This is a genomic window from Sphingobacterium sp. UBA5639, from assembly GCF_002421245.1.
In the GTDB taxonomy this organism is placed as follows: domain Bacteria; phylum Bacteroidota; class Bacteroidia; order Sphingobacteriales; family Sphingobacteriaceae; genus Sphingobacterium; species Sphingobacterium multivorum.
This window is the reverse complement of the sequence record NZ_DIJR01000024.1, coordinates 1-14,814: the sequence shown is the minus strand read 5'-3', so window position 1 is coordinate 14,814 and position 14,814 is coordinate 1. Positions and strand designations below refer to the sequence as shown.

14 protein-coding genes are annotated in these 14,814 nt (G+C 34.8%); 8 read left to right on the top strand and 6 right to left on the bottom strand.

Features of this window, described 5'->3' with window-relative positions; translation table 11 throughout:
- Window positions 1–206 precede the first annotated feature (206 nt).
- Entirely contained in the window at window positions 207–2,201 is a 1,995-nt protein-coding gene (gene mobC, locus B4Z90_RS13850) for a conjugal transfer protein MobC (protein WP_286802536.1), read from the bottom strand.
- Window positions 2,202–2,466: 265 nt separating this feature from the next.
- Between mobC and B4Z90_RS13845 the strand changes: the two genes are divergently transcribed.
- Window positions 2,467–3,360 carry a hypothetical protein gene (locus B4Z90_RS13845; RefSeq protein ID WP_286802534.1) on the top strand — a complete coding sequence of 298 codons (894 nt, stop codon included), beginning with the start codon at window positions 2,467–2,469 and terminating at the stop codon, window positions 3,358–3,360.
- Between the two features lie 27 nt (window positions 3,361–3,387).
- On the opposite strand, the gene mobB is transcribed toward B4Z90_RS13845, so the two are convergent.
- Window positions 3,388–4,677 carry a conjugal transfer protein MobB gene (gene mobB / locus B4Z90_RS13840; RefSeq protein ID WP_286802532.1) on the bottom strand — a complete coding sequence of 430 codons (1,290 nt, stop codon included), beginning with the start codon at window positions 4,675–4,677 and terminating at the stop codon, window positions 3,388–3,390.
- A gap of 6 nt (window positions 4,678–4,683) precedes the next feature.
- Window positions 4,684–5,115: a conjugal transfer protein MobA gene (gene mobA, locus B4Z90_RS13835; protein WP_286802530.1), complete on the bottom strand. Its 432-nt coding sequence runs from the start codon at window positions 5,113–5,115 to the stop codon at window positions 4,684–4,686.
- Between the two features lie 640 nt (window positions 5,116–5,755).
- Here mobA and B4Z90_RS13830 point away from each other — a divergent pair.
- From B4Z90_RS13830 to B4Z90_RS13820, 3 genes are read left to right on the top strand one after another with little or no spacing between them, the layout of a single operon-like run.
- The gene (locus tag B4Z90_RS13830; RefSeq protein WP_286802529.1) at window positions 5,756–6,523 is read left to right on the top strand and encodes a ParA family protein; all 768 of its coding nucleotides are present in this window, start codon (window positions 5,756–5,758) and stop codon (window positions 6,521–6,523) included.
- A 5-nt stretch (window positions 6,524–6,528) separates the two neighbouring features.
- Window positions 6,529–6,939: a DUF3408 domain-containing protein gene (locus B4Z90_RS13825; RefSeq protein WP_286802528.1), complete on the top strand. Its 411-nt coding sequence runs from the start codon at window positions 6,529–6,531 to the stop codon at window positions 6,937–6,939.
- A 2-nt stretch (window positions 6,940–6,941) separates the two neighbouring features.
- A complete protein-coding gene (locus B4Z90_RS13820) occupies window positions 6,942–7,559 on the top strand; it encodes a conjugal transfer protein TraD (RefSeq protein ID WP_286802527.1) in 618 nt (205 codons plus the stop codon).
- Window positions 7,560–7,577: 18 nt separating this feature from the next.
- On the opposite strand, the gene B4Z90_RS13815 is transcribed toward B4Z90_RS13820, so the two are convergent.
- From B4Z90_RS13815 to B4Z90_RS13805, 3 genes are read right to left on the bottom strand one after another with little or no spacing between them, the layout of a single operon-like run.
- A complete protein-coding gene (locus B4Z90_RS13815; RefSeq protein ID WP_286802526.1) occupies window positions 7,578–8,363 on the bottom strand; it encodes a hypothetical protein in 786 nt (261 codons plus the stop codon).
- Complete coding sequence (locus B4Z90_RS13810) at window positions 8,353–9,504, bottom strand: AAA family ATPase (protein ID WP_286802525.1); 1,152 nt, start codon at window positions 9,502–9,504, stop codon at window positions 8,353–8,355. Before B4Z90_RS13810 ends, B4Z90_RS13815 begins: the two co-directional genes overlap by 11 nt.
- On the bottom strand, window positions 9,491–10,861 hold the full coding sequence (locus tag B4Z90_RS13805) for a DUF262 domain-containing protein (protein WP_286802524.1): 1,371 nt from the start codon (window positions 10,859–10,861) through the stop codon (window positions 9,491–9,493). Before B4Z90_RS13805 ends, B4Z90_RS13810 begins: the two co-directional genes overlap by 14 nt.
- Before the next feature lie 355 nt (window positions 10,862–11,216).
- Here B4Z90_RS13805 and B4Z90_RS13800 point away from each other — a divergent pair, with 355 nt between their 5' ends.
- From B4Z90_RS13800 to B4Z90_RS13785, 4 genes are all read left to right on the top strand, one after another.
- Window positions 11,217–12,032, top strand: coding sequence for a hypothetical protein (locus tag B4Z90_RS13800; protein WP_286802522.1), 816 nt, complete (start codon window positions 11,217–11,219; stop codon window positions 12,030–12,032).
- Window positions 12,033–12,228: 196 nt separating this feature from the next.
- Window positions 12,229–12,537: a DUF4134 domain-containing protein gene (locus B4Z90_RS13795; protein ID WP_286802521.1), complete on the top strand. Its 309-nt coding sequence runs from the start codon at window positions 12,229–12,231 to the stop codon at window positions 12,535–12,537.
- Window positions 12,538–12,553: 16 nt separating this feature from the next.
- Window positions 12,554–12,892, top strand: coding sequence for a DUF4133 domain-containing protein (locus B4Z90_RS13790; protein WP_286802520.1), 339 nt, complete (start codon window positions 12,554–12,556; stop codon window positions 12,890–12,892).
- On the top strand, window positions 12,882–14,814 hold a 1,933-nt coding region (locus B4Z90_RS13785; protein WP_286802519.1), incomplete at its 3' end, for a TraG family conjugative transposon ATPase. The genes B4Z90_RS13790 and B4Z90_RS13785, both read left to right, overlap by 11 nt.

The window sequence follows — 14,814 nt, the reverse complement described above, 5'->3', positions numbered from 1 at the left end:
ATATGACAATTATATCAAATTAGGAAACCGATAAAAATCCACAATCATTATTTGGCGTATTTGACTAAATATTTGCGCGTATTTTCTAAATATTTTTCTGAAAACTTCCAAAAAAAACATTTTAACAATTGATATACAGATGTTTACAATACTATTATATCGTCTTTAATAACAAACATTAATCTCTAAAAAATCGAAATAATATACTAATTAAGCAAATGCTGTAGGTTTGGATCATCTTTAATACGCTCAATTTCGTTTTCTATAATTTGAGCAATATCAGATTTTATTCGCTTGTAATTTGCATCAATTTCCTCCTTCATATTATCTTTTCCTTCTTTATCAGTAAAAGATACGATCTGTGGAATTCTTTTGTAGAAATTTGCTTCAGCAGCCACTTTCTCATTATTCACAACAATTTCTGCATGAAAAATCTTTTGATGAATTCGCTCATCAAAGTTATCTGAAACTGCTCCGACAAATACTCCTTGGGTCAACGTGGAAATCTTAGATGCCGGGATTAGGCTATCCAGTTGGGTTGAAATTGATGTAGATTTATCATTTCTATTGATCGTCATACTCTGTCTTTTCTGAAGCACTTTCCCAAAGCGTTCTGACAGACTTTTCGCTGTTTCCCCTACCACTTGACCACTGAAAATATTTCCGACCGTATTTTGAATTACCTTACTTTCCTTATCTCCATAATCCCTTGTCAGCTGAGAAAAATCTTGAAAGCCCAGACATACTGCCACCTTATTACTGCGGGCAGTAGCAATGAGATTATCCAATCCTCTAAAATAAATGGTGGGTAACTCATCAATAATAACCGAACTTTTTAATTGTCCCTTTTTATTGATAAGCTTTACTATTCTGGAATTATACAATCCTAAAGCAGCTGAATAAATATTTTGACGATCGGGATTATTACCAACACAAAGAATTTTTGGTTCCTCAGGGTTATTGATGTCCAACGTAAAATCATCACCTGTCATCACCCAATACAATTGAGGTGAGATCATTCGTGATAACGGAATCTTTGCTGAAGCGATCTGTCCTTGCAATTGTTCCTGAGCTCCACCCTGCCATGCATCCATAAAGGGTGAAAGGTAATTTTCAAGTTCAGGATAAGAAGTCAAAATCGTAAATACATCGGAGTATTTTTTATTAAGTAGTTCTATGGCATGCGGAAATGTACAGTACTTTCCATTATCATATATTTTCAGGAACCAAATAATAGCAGCTAAAAGTATAATAGGACTTTCCACAAAGAAATCTCCTTGTTTTTGTATCCACGATCTATTCAGGTTTAGCATTATTGTATAAGCCGCTTCATAGGCGTCAGAGATGTCCGTCATAAAGTCCGGATTTAGCGGATTACAACGATGACTTTTTCGTGGATCATCAAAATTAATAACAAAGAATTGGGGCTTTACTTTATACTTATCTGTATGCTTTAATAGATGATTGTATGCAATGGTTGAAAGATCATCAAATTTGAAATCATAAATGTACATGGAGAAACCTTTCTCAATGTGCTGCTTAATGTAGTTATTGACAATGGCATAAGATTTACCGGAGCCTGGTGTACCTAATACAATCGTAGCACGAAACGGGTTTACAACATTTATCCAGCCTTCATGCCATTTACCCTGATAGTAGAACTTAGTAGGAAGATTAACGGAGTATTCATTCTGCATCAACTTAGTTTCCTGTTGAAAGCTCTCATTTTCGTTATTAAAAACATCATCCATCAGATTACTTCTGAGCAATCTAGTCATCCAAGCACCTGAAACCATCAGGAATATAAATCCCAGAGAAGTGCTTAAAATATAAAGAAAGCCCCCTATTTCATAGGTAAGATTAGGAAAAATGGAGCTTAAGAAATACAGAATCAAACCTGTAATTAGAGTAAAGTTTATTTTGGACCAGTTTATCTTTTCGTTCTTTACGCCCTTTGTTCCTATACAGCTTAAGGCAAGTAAGATGAGAGCAAATACCTTCGTATAGATTGGAGAAGAAAACAGTCCCGTGGTCTTTTGGAAGTTAGATAGAATTTCATTTATAACTTCCATAATCCAGCCTCTTTCCAAAAAGAAAGAATAACAGAACCAATAAAAATTCATCAGCACTTGTAAAATACTAACTGCGCGCATAAAAGCCATTATTTTGGCTAAGCCTCTTAAATCATCCTCTCCCTGCATAAGATATGTTTTAGGAAAAGTATAATCCAGATTGGTTAGTATTAGAAAAAGACCTAGAGAGGCATAATTTTGCTTGTATTGACATTCTATCCAGTTAGTTAAAATGTCTTTTTCACAGGAGAGATAAATTATTTATATTTCCAATCAGAATTTTTCACAATTACTAATAATGGAAACTCATATCTATATCTCTGTTAACAGGAAGACCGACATCGAAATCATTAAATCGATATTGATTAACAACAAGATCGAATTTCCAATTTACATGATGGAATATGAAAAACATTTTGGAATAAAATTTACGAGCGACTACGAGGAGTGGGAACTCAACAATCATATTTGTAATGCCTTTACCGATTATGAATTAACAACTGACCCTGACCGAGGAAGAAAGGAAATACGTTTGGAAATTTCCAGATTTCAAAATGAACTTGTTTCAGAGTGGGGTGATCGCATCGAAAATCCACTTAACGAGACTAAGTACCTAATGAAAAAATCTGAAAAAGTTGAAGTTAAGTTTAATCCGGTAGTAAAGGTATTATTCGGCTCTGATGAAAAAACATATCATGTTAACATCATCCCAGGTATTAATAATGGAACACAAGAAAAGGGTTTTCTTTTACTCAACGAGTTTAAAGAAGAAGCTGATCCTGAAGAAACAGACTTCTTCCCCGAGAGATTACACAAAACCAAGATAGATGCCTTTCAATATGGCATTGATAAAATGGAGGGAATTGTAGATAATGACTTTGAGGAATACAAGGCTTTGAAAAAAGCAGAAAAACGGCAAAGTGAAAAAATTCCAAGAAAAATAATCCGTGATTTCATAAAAAACTGTAATGACAAAGAATTCGATTCCATTTTAAAAAATTTATCGGAGGATCTCTTTTTTGAGATTAAGGTCAACTGGCGGCAAAAACTTACCACACAAGGCATTGAAAATTTCAGCAACTACATTGAAAGTTCCTATCAGGAACTATGTGGAAGAGCTTTCAAAATCAAATCCAATTGGACATTTAACGATCCCCAAATACATATTTATTTAGAAACTTTTACTCCTACTGCTGAAAGTGAAGAAACTCCGAAAAATAGATATAGATTACAGCTTAGTTTCAGATTAGAAAATGGAAAAATTAATCAGATCATTTTAGAAAGATAATTTAAGCTTTAAAGGCAAAAAAAAAGATTAAATTATCTTTCTTCTCTTTTTCATTTTGTTTGCAAACTGTAATTCTTCAAAATCTTCTCCTTGCGCTTCTGGAAGTAAGCCACCAAATGTATCTATGATAGTATCTTCATAATTATCTGTTTCTGGAGCAGTAAGTAAAAAGTCAAAAAGATGATGAATATTTTCAGCATACAACTTACTGCTTTCACTGTTACCGGGTTTAGAAATTGGACTCTCAAAACTTTTGTTGATATAGGGCTTATAGTCATTTTTCCAAAGGTTATTAAATATATTGGCTGAATATTCCTTTCCTAATCGGGAACCATTCCAAACAGTCCTGGAATTATGGTCAATGAAAGTAATCCCATAAATCCGTTCGGAACTATTCCTTCGAAGTACCATATTAATTCCTTGCTCTACTAAATTTCGCCGAAAATCCTCTTCATTAATAGTGGTTTTTATGGCATTAGCTACAGCGGCTTTCAGGGTTAATTCTACGGGCGAATCTGTAAGTAATGCTTTACAATTACCAAAATACAGTTCCAAAGAATTAAGACTGGCACTTTTGCCAAATAATGAAGCTTTAAATGGACTTCCAGCTTTTTCTCCTTTATCATTTAACGGGAAATATAATAGTCCTTTCTGCATCTTACCATTAAGCTCTCCTTCCACTTTTTCTGTTGTAATATTAAATAACGATAAAAGCGCATTGTATTCACCTAAAGTCTGAAATTTGTAATATTTAGGTAAATGGCGAATTACAGATACTATTTGACTTTTAACCTTCCCAACCTTATAATCCACAGGCTTAAAAATTCTGTCATTATGTTGATACTCTTTTTCAGTAGCAGGAATTAGCCCATATTTACTTTCAAGATCCCTACAAACCTGCATAGATCTTCTTTTCTCAAATTTGTCAGAAATCTTTCGCCCGTTTTCGTCCACACAGACAGACACAATATGGATATGAGTCCGGTCAATGTCGGTATGTTTAAAAACAATAAATGGCTGATCTCCATAGCCCATTTCCTTCATATATTTCAATGCCATTTCCTTAAATTTTTCATCACTCACAGCATCTTTAGGATCGGGGTTCAGTGAGATATGAAGTGTATGCTTTTCTGTATTTCGGTTAGCTATTAAATAGGGTTCAAAGGATTTAGAAAGTTCCCCAGCAGAATAGCTTCCACTCCTATTTTCAATAATTTTATTAAACATTAAAATCTGTCCATCCTCTTTTTCAACCTTAAGATTATTATAGGCTAATGCACCATATAAATTGCTACTACGACCAATTTTTGCAATCATAAGCAGTTATTTATTAAGATTATTTGTTTCAAATTCTTCAGTCAACTGAATAATTTTCCTGCATAATTGCGCCAGTTCTGCTGTCTGCTTTTCTAATTTGAATAAAAATGAAGCAGCTTTTTTTTCGGAAAATTGCGTATGTAAGAGTTTAACTAGCTGGTTATAGTTGACCCCAACAGATCTAAACTGGCTATGAAAAGAGGTCAGACGCATATAAAAATCCATTGTTCCTTTATCAATTCTGATTGTTTTAACAGTCTTTTCAAAGATGCAGGATGTAATAAAATGGGCTTTTACATAAAACCCTGATCTATCAAATAATGCTAGAAATCTTGCATGTTCCTCCTCAGTAAAGGAGATTGTATACCGAAATTTTGCAGGATCAAGCTTAGGCTTTCGCCCTGGCTTTCTGTGCTGTTTTTTATTATTACCATCCATAACAAATCCATTTAAATTCAAAAAAACGGCGACTTCGGAGACGGTTTCTGCTCCCGGCCGGGGCAAGTGGTTTTGAGCATCCGAAAATCATTTAGAGATGCTCAAAACACAACTTGCCGTGTTCTGGTGAACACCATAATCTGCTCTATAGGCAGATTGACGTTAAAGAGGAGAACAGCTTTATGCCGTTAATCTTTTTCGCCATATCCACGAAAACCATATCTCCAAATCTTATAAAATATTCCATAGCATAAAGTAAAACCCAATTTCTCAATCTAGATATAGATCTCACCAAGACAAAGACTACCTAAAACGGCTAAGAACTACCACTTAATAAACTTGAAATATATCTATGCATTCCTTTGTGCATACAGGATAGGATAATTGCGTAGGTAGATATTTACGTAACAACGTAGAAACGTAGAAACGTAGATAAAAATACGGGAATGTTCATAGTGAGCTAGATGCACAGATAGAGAATATATTACTTAAGTACATCTTCATCTAAATACGCAGTAGTGTATGTAGATCCTTAAAGAAGACAACAAGTATTTACTCACATAAAGATTGATCCAGGTAATCATAACAATATTGAAATGCAGAAACATATACAACAATACATAAATAAAAAATTAACAACATGAGTACACATCACAACACAAAATTTATCGCCTTCTCTTCGCAAAAAGGAGGCGTTGGAAAAAGCACATTTACGACTTTGATCGCTAGTTTGATGCATTACCGCTTAGGATTTAATGTAGTAGTATTTGATGCTGACTTCCCGCAGCATAGCCTGATGAAAATGAAAAATAGAGACCTTGATATGGTTATGGAAAATGAGTTATTAAAGAAGCTAGCATACCGGCAGTTTACCACAATAAATAAAAAAGCCTATCCTATTTTACAGTACAAAGCTGAAGAAGTTTTGGAAGCTGCCTATGAATTCTTAGAAAGTTCAACTATTCCAATTGATGCAATCTTTTTTGACCTGCCTGGAACAGTAAATTCTTCAGGGATCCTTCAGGCTCTGGCTGGCATGAACCACATCTTCACGCCGATGACAGCAGATCGCGTAGTCATGGAAAGTACACTCATTTTCAGTCAGCTTCTGCAAGATGTCATCATGAAAAAAGGGAAAACCTCCATTGAATCAGTCAACCTATTCTGGAATCAGGTGGATGGTCGAGAAAACACACCGCTTTATGAAATTTATGAAGACCTTATTAAGCAGTTGGGTCTTTCATTAATGAAAAGCAAAATCAAGAACAGCACGCGCTTCCGTAAAGAATGTGAAATCAATAGCAAACAGGTTTTCAGATCAACCTTAATCCCACCTGATGAAAGGCTAATGAAAACCTGCCAATTAGATATGTTCATGCAGGAATTTTTAAAAATAATTCAATTGTAGATCGTATGGAAAAGAACAAAAGAAACAACAACCCTGAAATCAATGAAGAAATGATGATGAACCTGATGGTTGAAGGCGTAAAAAAAGAAGGTCTTAAACTTCCAGTACAACAAGCTACTGAAACAGAGATGGAGATCGAAAAACCGATTTTAAAGGAGCGGATTCGCACGAAAAAGCCCATTGAATCAGGCTATGAAAGCCTATTTTTCAAAAGGCCCGAAACCAATGCACGGGATGGAAAAACAGTGTATATCCGTCCTGAATTCCATGAAAAACTGTTTCGTATCGTCCAGGTGATTGGCGAAGATAAAATCACGATTTATGGTTACCTGGATAATTTACTAGAACACCACTTCAAGGAATTTGAGGAGCAGATCACTAAAAGTTATAACGAAAAATATAAACCCATTTTTTAACTATGGAAGCAATCATCATCATTTGCCTGCTCATTATCATAGCCTTACTGCTACATGATAAAATATACCCTAAAAAGCAGGCAGATCTAAAAGCAAATTTGACAAAAAACATCACTGATTTACCAGATATTATAGGCAAACCGAAGACTTCTAACAGACTTGCACTTCCAAATATTACCAGCAAATTCCAACATCAAGAAACTGAAAAAGAAGCTGATAATTTTGATATAGAAATCAGAGAGGAGGAAATCGATGCATCTATTCCGAAAGTAGAATCAGCGGAAAAATTGCCAGATCTGGAAGAAGAGGAAGAAGAGCTAAGACTATTTGGACTTACAGAAAGCGATAACGGTTTTGCTACGGGGGTTACCTTCGATGAGCTTGGAACTGTGGAGCAGATCCTCCGGTTAGAGAAATTGGAGGCTGCTCAAAAGGAAACAGCAGTGGCAATAGTTCAGAAAATACAGGGAACCGATTTATTCAGCTTACTGGAAAGTTCAATAGAAAATGTTTCCCAAAAGATTGCGGCCCTATTGGATAATAACATTCCAGGAGATTATTCACAGGATTCCTTTAGGAAAAATGATGTAGATGATTTCAACATTAGGGAGTTTATATAAACTCCCTTCTTATTTATATTAACTATAGTATTCATCAGGTAATAAAAATCCCCATTCACAAAAAGTATTACACATATCTGTAGGAATAGTAACCTTACTTTGGGGTTTGGGACCATGTTTCCATGTTCCATCTATATTTAATGCATATTCATTTTTACCAATTTTAAAATGTACATGAATTTGTTGATTATGAATAATTTCACCACTGGGACTTGTTTTAGGAGGATCTAAACGAATAATTCCGCTGTTAACTTGTTTTTTGTCAATTGCTCCTTTGATTTGGCCACTGTCTTTTTTCAAAATTGGAAAATAATGCTCTTTAAAATATTTATAATGCAATTTTTGTTTAGGGTAATCGAATGTTGATACAAATTTTGAATGAAAACTTTTATAGGTTGGTTCATCATAAACTAATGGATCATTGAAATGTTCCTGTTTAAATCCAATTAGAGATTTATTTTCGTCAAGAAACTCCGCATTAAATTCTTTCCATGTATTTGAGGAGTTAGGCGTATAATTACCAAGCATGTGCGACAAATTTGTTAACACCTGAAAATCTTCAACAGACATCCAATCAAAGTGGACTTTTAACTGTTCATATGAATGATAACCATTAACCCAAATAAATTGAAATATAATATTTATATTTTCCGGATTATACATTGCCTCAGGACAATAAACATGATCTCCTTTATCGCGAGCCTTTATTAATGCGCTATTATAATTCTGTAATTCTAAGCTTCTATTCTTGTCCTTATCTGACCAATTGAAAGATTCTACATAATTTAACAATCTACCCTTCATTTCTATAGGATTGTTTTAATTTAAACAATTCAGCCATATCTTGGCCTACCTGATCAAAAAAATCTTTTGGAAAACTCTCTAAATCACCATTTTCACTAATTAATATTTGCTTAGTTTCTTCGTCGTTATTTGTAATATTTTCAAAAAAATAAATTCCTACGTTTTCAGGTTTTAATGGATTATTATATAATGACGATTTTCTTATTCCATTTACAATATGCTCACTATGGGTTTCGACAATTAATCTAACACCTGAGGCAGCAACCATACCTAGAAAAAATCCCATATTTGACTGACCTTTCGGGTGAAGATGCGCTTCTGGGTTTTCTACAATAAAAACACTCCCTTCTTCAGCTATTAGACCATTAACTATTATTGGAAGAGAGTAGCTAATCCCAAACCCTATATTAGGAGCAAGAACATTTATTTTCGAAGCGCTGCTTCTCATTGTTATTTGATACCTATTGAAATCCTGTTGAATTATCACAACACCATTTGTACCTGGACAAATAAAACTTAACCATTCATCTAATTGCTGCTGTAAATTTTGGCTTTTAATATTGGGATGCAATCTTGGACCAAAAATTTTATGTGAAACTCCATATTTAGAAATTAACTCTGCCGTATTTTCTCCTCTATAATAGCAATGAGGAAATTCCGTATAAATTGAATCAACACCTAATCTTGGTCCTAATCTTTCAGTATGTAAATAATAAAATTTTTGATTACGCAAGAAAGAGTCGTTATCTTCTTTTAATTCAGATTTCAAACTTACATTACATCTATCATTTGGCTCATTCTCTTTGGGAAAGTCAATGCAAAAAACTTCGTGCCCTAATTCTATTTGAATCTTATTATTTGCATTTTCACTCTCGTTAAAAATATCGTAAATAGAACCTAAATTTAATAGATAAGGGCCATTTAAAGGTATTGAGCTATTTTTCCAAATTTTGTTTACATAATCATTACTGTTAGAATCATTACAATTTTTTTCTATTGCTGCCCTTATTAATAACAATGCTTGGATAAAACTACTTTTCCCAGTTCCATTACTCCCGGTAAGAATTGTAATATCTTTTAGTTTAAAAGATCTATCAGCGAAGCATTTAAATCCTGATATTTTATAATCAATAGTCTGCATTTCCTAAATATTTATTTAAAAAATATTCAAATGCATCAAAACAAATTGACAAATTCCACCTACCATTTGTTCCATAAGTTATTGCTTTGAAAATATTATCATCGTGGGAGATAAATTCAGCTAACGGATATACTAAGTAATTCCTTTCAAACATTCTATTAATTCTGGAATTATCATATCTACTTAATAAAAAAGTAAAACTCAACATTAATAGTTTATTTATTGGAGGTCTTCTACTGTCTAAAGTTTCTAACGTTATTTTTCTAAAGCAATGGTTTCCAAATAAAAAAAATGCATTACTTAACCCTCTATCATAAATTGGAATATATTTTTTCAATTCATATATACTACTGAAATTCAATTCATCAATAAAATCATCTAAAGTACTTTCCATATCCCCGTTATAGTTTCCAACAATATTACCAAAATATTCATACTGCCTGCTAAAATATAAGAACCTTAAGGCTGCTTCCCTGGCATCCATTCTAGTATCTTTTACACTATTGTCCGTAGATTGTTTAAAGCTTTGAAGGCTAATCATTTCTTTCAGAACTACCTGAACATCAGGACGAGATAAACAATTTCTTATTTCTTGATTATTCAAAGGCTTTCCACCGGTATTTAGCCTTCTAAACAAATCAAATTTTAGTTTACTTGGTGATCTATAATCGATTACAAAGCACATTACCTGAGTTTGGGTAAATCTTCTCAACCTCAACGGAGATAAAAACCCTTCTAGACCATTAAAATATAAACCATTACATTCAACCAAATATTCAAGATTTGTTAGCTTCAAATCTCCTTTCAAGAAAGCTCGAATTGTTGAAAGTCTTTGCAAACCATCAACAACGGTTAACCTACCATCTTCATATTGACTTAAATAAATTGATGGTAATGGCAAACCTAATAAAATCGATTCTATAAGTCTACTCTGTCTAGTTCTATCCCAAATAAAATTTCTCTGAAAATCAGGGGAAAGTTCGATATCTTCAGAATCAATAAGATCCATAATTTGTCTCAACGAAAACGGTTTGTTCTCTACGAAAATATCATCAGGCCCATATCCAGGCTGTGCTATATCTTCAAAGTCCAAAGAATTTTCAAATCCTTGAGCTTTGCTTTCCAACCAGTCAGAAGACAATCCCGTTAATCTTTCATCTACAATTTCTTGAGGTTCTTCAAAAGGATTATTATTGATCAACCTCAATAATCCACCAATATTGTTTAAGGGAAATTTATATTCTTGATCTCCATATATTGAATATAAATAGACTAAAGAACTTTCTTCTTCTATTATTGTAAACGGTATTTCATATTCGGTCCCTAAAATTGTAAATCTTGCCTCTAATTGTCCCATAACTCTATGTCTGAAAATTTTACCCACAGACTTTATAAAAAATAATGTTAATAAATACCTAATACCTTATGAAATATATAAAAAAGGTTAAATATTCTTTATCCTCAATCTAGTCTATGTTATTGCAAATGTAATTTAAATGTTGTAATCAATTAAAGAATTTTGATGAAATAAATCGATAAATAAATTTATTTGTTACCGCAAATTTAAACAGTATACTAATTATTTTGCATTAAAAATATTGTGAAGACAACTTTTACCAAACGCTTCCTATTAAAACAGTATATTATTAACAGTGTAGTTTTCAATCATCTTTACGTAAACAACTATGTATTACAATAAAAGAAAATTATTTATGAAAATTTTAAAAGATGATCCCAACTACAAGTTTGAAGAATATAGTGGACACTTAATAGCAAGCCATGTCAATAATGTTCTGGATAAAAGCCTCGATAACCTTATTATTATCTTCGAGCTTCATGATTTTCCCAACCATGGATATATCGTCGGACTAGATGATAGTAAATCATCAGGTAGACGGGTGTCTTATCCCCATAATCTCCAGGATGCAAAAGACTACATTGACTGGAAAGTTGAAGTCAGTAAAAAACAAATTATTATCCAACCTTCAAATCACAAAAAGGCAAAGCGTAATATTCTGCTTTCCCCTGAATATGATCTTCGCGTAACCAAAGGACAATTGCCAACCATTGATATAGCAGGCTATCTTTTTTATGTGGATATGCGGATGGACAAACTCCGCCCTAAAGATGATTTTCTCTCAAAGGGAATCTCATTTAAGGAAATTGACGATCATTTTTCAGAAGAACTAAATGCTTACATCATTCCTTACGACCCCATAAAACATGAATTTAGTGAATTGGATTATGAAAATCTGTTGAGCATTCCTAAAGATCTCCTAGCAATCCAGTTCCCCTTTCAGAAAAAACTTGACCCTATTGGATGGAACCGCCAAAATGGATGGGATATATTGGATGATGTTAAAGCTAAAGATCTTATACCCCACTTTAAAGCCAAAATAATTCCTTGGGAAAAAACCTATATAAAAGACATCATCAAGGACAATAAAGAATTTCAGAAACAAAAGCAGCAGCAGGAAAATCCTGCTGCAAAACCTGAAATAAAAAAATCAAGAGGAAAAAGAATCTAAAAATATACCTCCCCAAATAAAGTGTCTGACAATAATTGCCTGACACTTTCTTTGTGCTTTCCTGGCTACTTCTACTACCATAAAAAGCAAAGGAATTCCTCTGAATTCCAAATCACCACTCAGCTTCTCTCCCTACACCACATTTGTCTCAAAGCCCGAAAAGATCGGGAACAGATCACTAAAAATCATTCAGATCATGAAAAAACAAAGAGACAAAATTTTAATCCTCGGATTAGTATTGCTATCCGTGGCAAACACGTTTGCCCAACAAGGAAATGGTGCTGCAGGAATTAGCGAAGCCACCCAGATGGTTACCTCCTATTTTGATCCAGCCACTAAACTTATTTACGCTATTGGGGCTGTTGTTGGACTAATTGGTGGGGTAAAGGTTTACAATAAGTTCAGCAATGGAGACCCCGATACCTCAAAGACGGCAGCCAGTTGGTTTGGAGCCTGCATTTTTCTTATTGTCGCTGCTACGATTCTAAGATCATTCTTCCTATAACCTTATACAGAAACATATGGCAACATATCATATCAATAAGGGAATTGGTCGAACAGTTGAGTTCAAAGGATTAAAAGCACAGTACCTATTCATTTTCGCTGGTGGGTTACTTGGAATTTTGATTCTTGTGATGATCCTGTATATGGCTGGTACAGACACTTACGCCTGCCTAATTACTGGTGCGTTATCAGCATCATTGATCGTCTGGAAAACCTTTGCATTAAACAGCAAATACGGAGAACATGGACTAATGAAACTCAGTGCTAGCCGGAAGCATCCCAAATATATCCTTAGCCGCAAGCCTGCGTGTAGATTCTTAAAGTACAATTCCAAATCTATAAGCCATGAGAAATAATGCAAAAGCCACAACACTGGAAAGTAAGTTTCCACTGCTTGCCGTGGAGAATCACTGTATTATTTCCAAGGAAGCAGACATTACCACCTGTTTTAAAGTTCATCTTCCAGAACTTTTCACCGTTGCAAGCGAAGAGTACGAGGCAATCCATTCAGCATGGCATAAAGCCATTAAAACGCTTCCAAATAACACCATTGTGCATAAACAGGACTGGTATCTTAAAGAAGGATATTTGCCAGACATAGCTGAAGAAAACCAAAGTTTCTTAGGAAGATCCTATCAAAAGCACTTTTATGAGCGCCCGTTTTTAAACCATTACTGCTACTTGTTTTTGACCAAAACCACCAAAGAAAGAATGCGTATGCAGAGCAATTTTTCTACGCTTTGCAAAGGAGGTCTGGTCAATAAAGAGCAAAGGGATAAAGAAAAGGTTCATCATTTTTTGGAAGCTGTCAATCAATTTGAAAGGATCATAAATGATTCAGGCTTTATCCGGATTGAACGAATGACAGAGGATGAAATTCTTGGCACAGAAGATCAGCAGGGATTACTTGATCAATATTTTACGTTATCCCGCGATCCTAAATCTTCCTTGCAGGATATGGCGTTGGGCACAGAAGATATTCGGATCGGAAATAAGCGATTGTGCTTACATACCCTATCGGATACCGATGACCTTCCAACATCAGTATCACCAGATACGCGTTATGAAAAGCTTTCCACTGACCGAAGTGATTGCCTGCTATCTTTTGCAGCACCTGTTGGATTACTTTTAAACGGAAACCATATCTATAACCAGTACCTGTTTTTGGACAATAGCGATGAGAACTTAAGAAAGTTTGAAAAGTCCGCACGTAATATGCATTCACTCGCAAGATATAGCAGGGCTAATCAGATCAACAAAGAATGGATCGAACGCTACCTCAACGAAGCCCATAGTTTTGGACTCTCTTCCATAAGAGCACACTTCAATGTCTTTTCTTGGTCTGAAAATCCAAATGAACTAAAGCAACTGAAAAATGATACCGGAAGTGCGCTTGCTTTAATGGAATGTAAACCACGGCATAACACCACTGATGTTGCGACACTCTTTTGGGCGGGCATACCAGGAAACTCGGGCGATTTTCCGGCAGAAGAAAGCTTTTACACGTTCATTGAACCTGCACTGTGTTTTTTTACTGAAGAGACTAATTACCAGAGCTCGCCCTCCCCTTTTGGAATTAAAATGGCTGACCGCTTGACAGGAAAACCGATTCATTTGGACATTTCGGATCTGCCCATGAAACGTGGTATCATCACCAACCGCAATAAGTTTATTTTGGGTCCATCGGGCAGTGGAAAATCATTCTTCACCAATCATATGGTGCGCCAGTATTTTGAGCAGGGAGCGCATGTATTATTGGTGGATACCGGTAATTCGTATCAGGGACTTTGCGAGCTGATCAAGGCAAAAACCAAAGGTAACGATGGGGTTTACTTTACGTATACTGAAGATAATCCAATCGCCTTTAATCCCTTCTTTACCGACGATGGTGTCTTTGATATCGAAAAGAAAGAGAGTATTAAAACCTTGATCCTTACGCTCTGGAAAAGAGATGACGAGCCGCCAAAACGTTCTGAAGAAGTCGCATTGTCCAATGCCGTTAATGGCTATATCGAGCGCATCAAACAGGGAACCGAACATCCATCCTTCAATGGTTTCTATGAATTCGTACTGACCGATTATCAGAAGGTATTGCAGATAAAAAAAGTCCGGGAGAAAGATTTTGATGTGGCCAACTTTCTGAATGTACTGGAGCCTTATTACAAAGGTGGAGAGTACGATTACCTGCTTAATTCAGATAAAGAGCTTGATCTGCTATCCAAACGCTTTATTGTCTTTGAGATTGACGCGATCAAAGGTGCGCACGTAGAGGCTGCAT

Excerpts from the sequence above, each read along its gene's own strand:
- B4Z90_RS13800 (WP_286802522.1), top strand. The coding sequence starts at position 11,217 with ATGAAAATTTTAAAAGATGATCCCAACTACAAGTTTGAAGAATATAGT.
- B4Z90_RS13825 (WP_286802528.1), top strand. The coding sequence starts at position 6,529 with ATGGAAAAGAACAAAAGAAACAACAACCCTGAAATCAATGAAGAAATG.
- B4Z90_RS13810 (WP_286802525.1), bottom strand. The coding sequence starts at position 9,504 with ATGCAGACTATTGATTATAAAATATCAGGATTTAAATGCTTCGCTGAT.
- B4Z90_RS13790 (WP_286802520.1), top strand. The coding sequence starts at position 12,554 with ATGGCAACATATCATATCAATAAGGGAATTGGTCGAACAGTTGAGTTC.
- B4Z90_RS13820 (WP_286802527.1), top strand. The coding sequence starts at position 6,942 with ATGGAAGCAATCATCATCATTTGCCTGCTCATTATCATAGCCTTACTG.
- B4Z90_RS13845 (WP_286802534.1), top strand. The coding sequence starts at position 2,467 with ATGATGGAATATGAAAAACATTTTGGAATAAAATTTACGAGCGACTAC.
- B4Z90_RS13830 (WP_286802529.1), top strand. The coding sequence starts at position 5,756 with ATGAGTACACATCACAACACAAAATTTATCGCCTTCTCTTCGCAAAAA.
- mobA (WP_286802530.1), bottom strand. The coding sequence starts at position 5,115 with ATGGATGGTAATAATAAAAAACAGCACAGAAAGCCAGGGCGAAAGCCT.
- mobC (WP_286802536.1), bottom strand. The coding sequence starts at position 2,201 with ATGCAGGGAGAGGATGATTTAAGAGGCTTAGCCAAAATAATGGCTTTT.
- B4Z90_RS13805 (WP_286802524.1), bottom strand. The coding sequence starts at position 10,861 with ATGGGACAATTAGAGGCAAGATTTACAATTTTAGGGACCGAATATGAA.
- mobB (WP_286802532.1), bottom strand. The coding sequence starts at position 4,677 with ATGATTGCAAAAATTGGTCGTAGTAGCAATTTATATGGTGCATTAGCC.
- B4Z90_RS13795 (WP_286802521.1), top strand. The coding sequence starts at position 12,229 with ATGAAAAAACAAAGAGACAAAATTTTAATCCTCGGATTAGTATTGCTA.
- B4Z90_RS13815 (WP_286802526.1), bottom strand. The coding sequence starts at position 8,363 with ATGAAGGGTAGATTGTTAAATTATGTAGAATCTTTCAATTGGTCAGAT.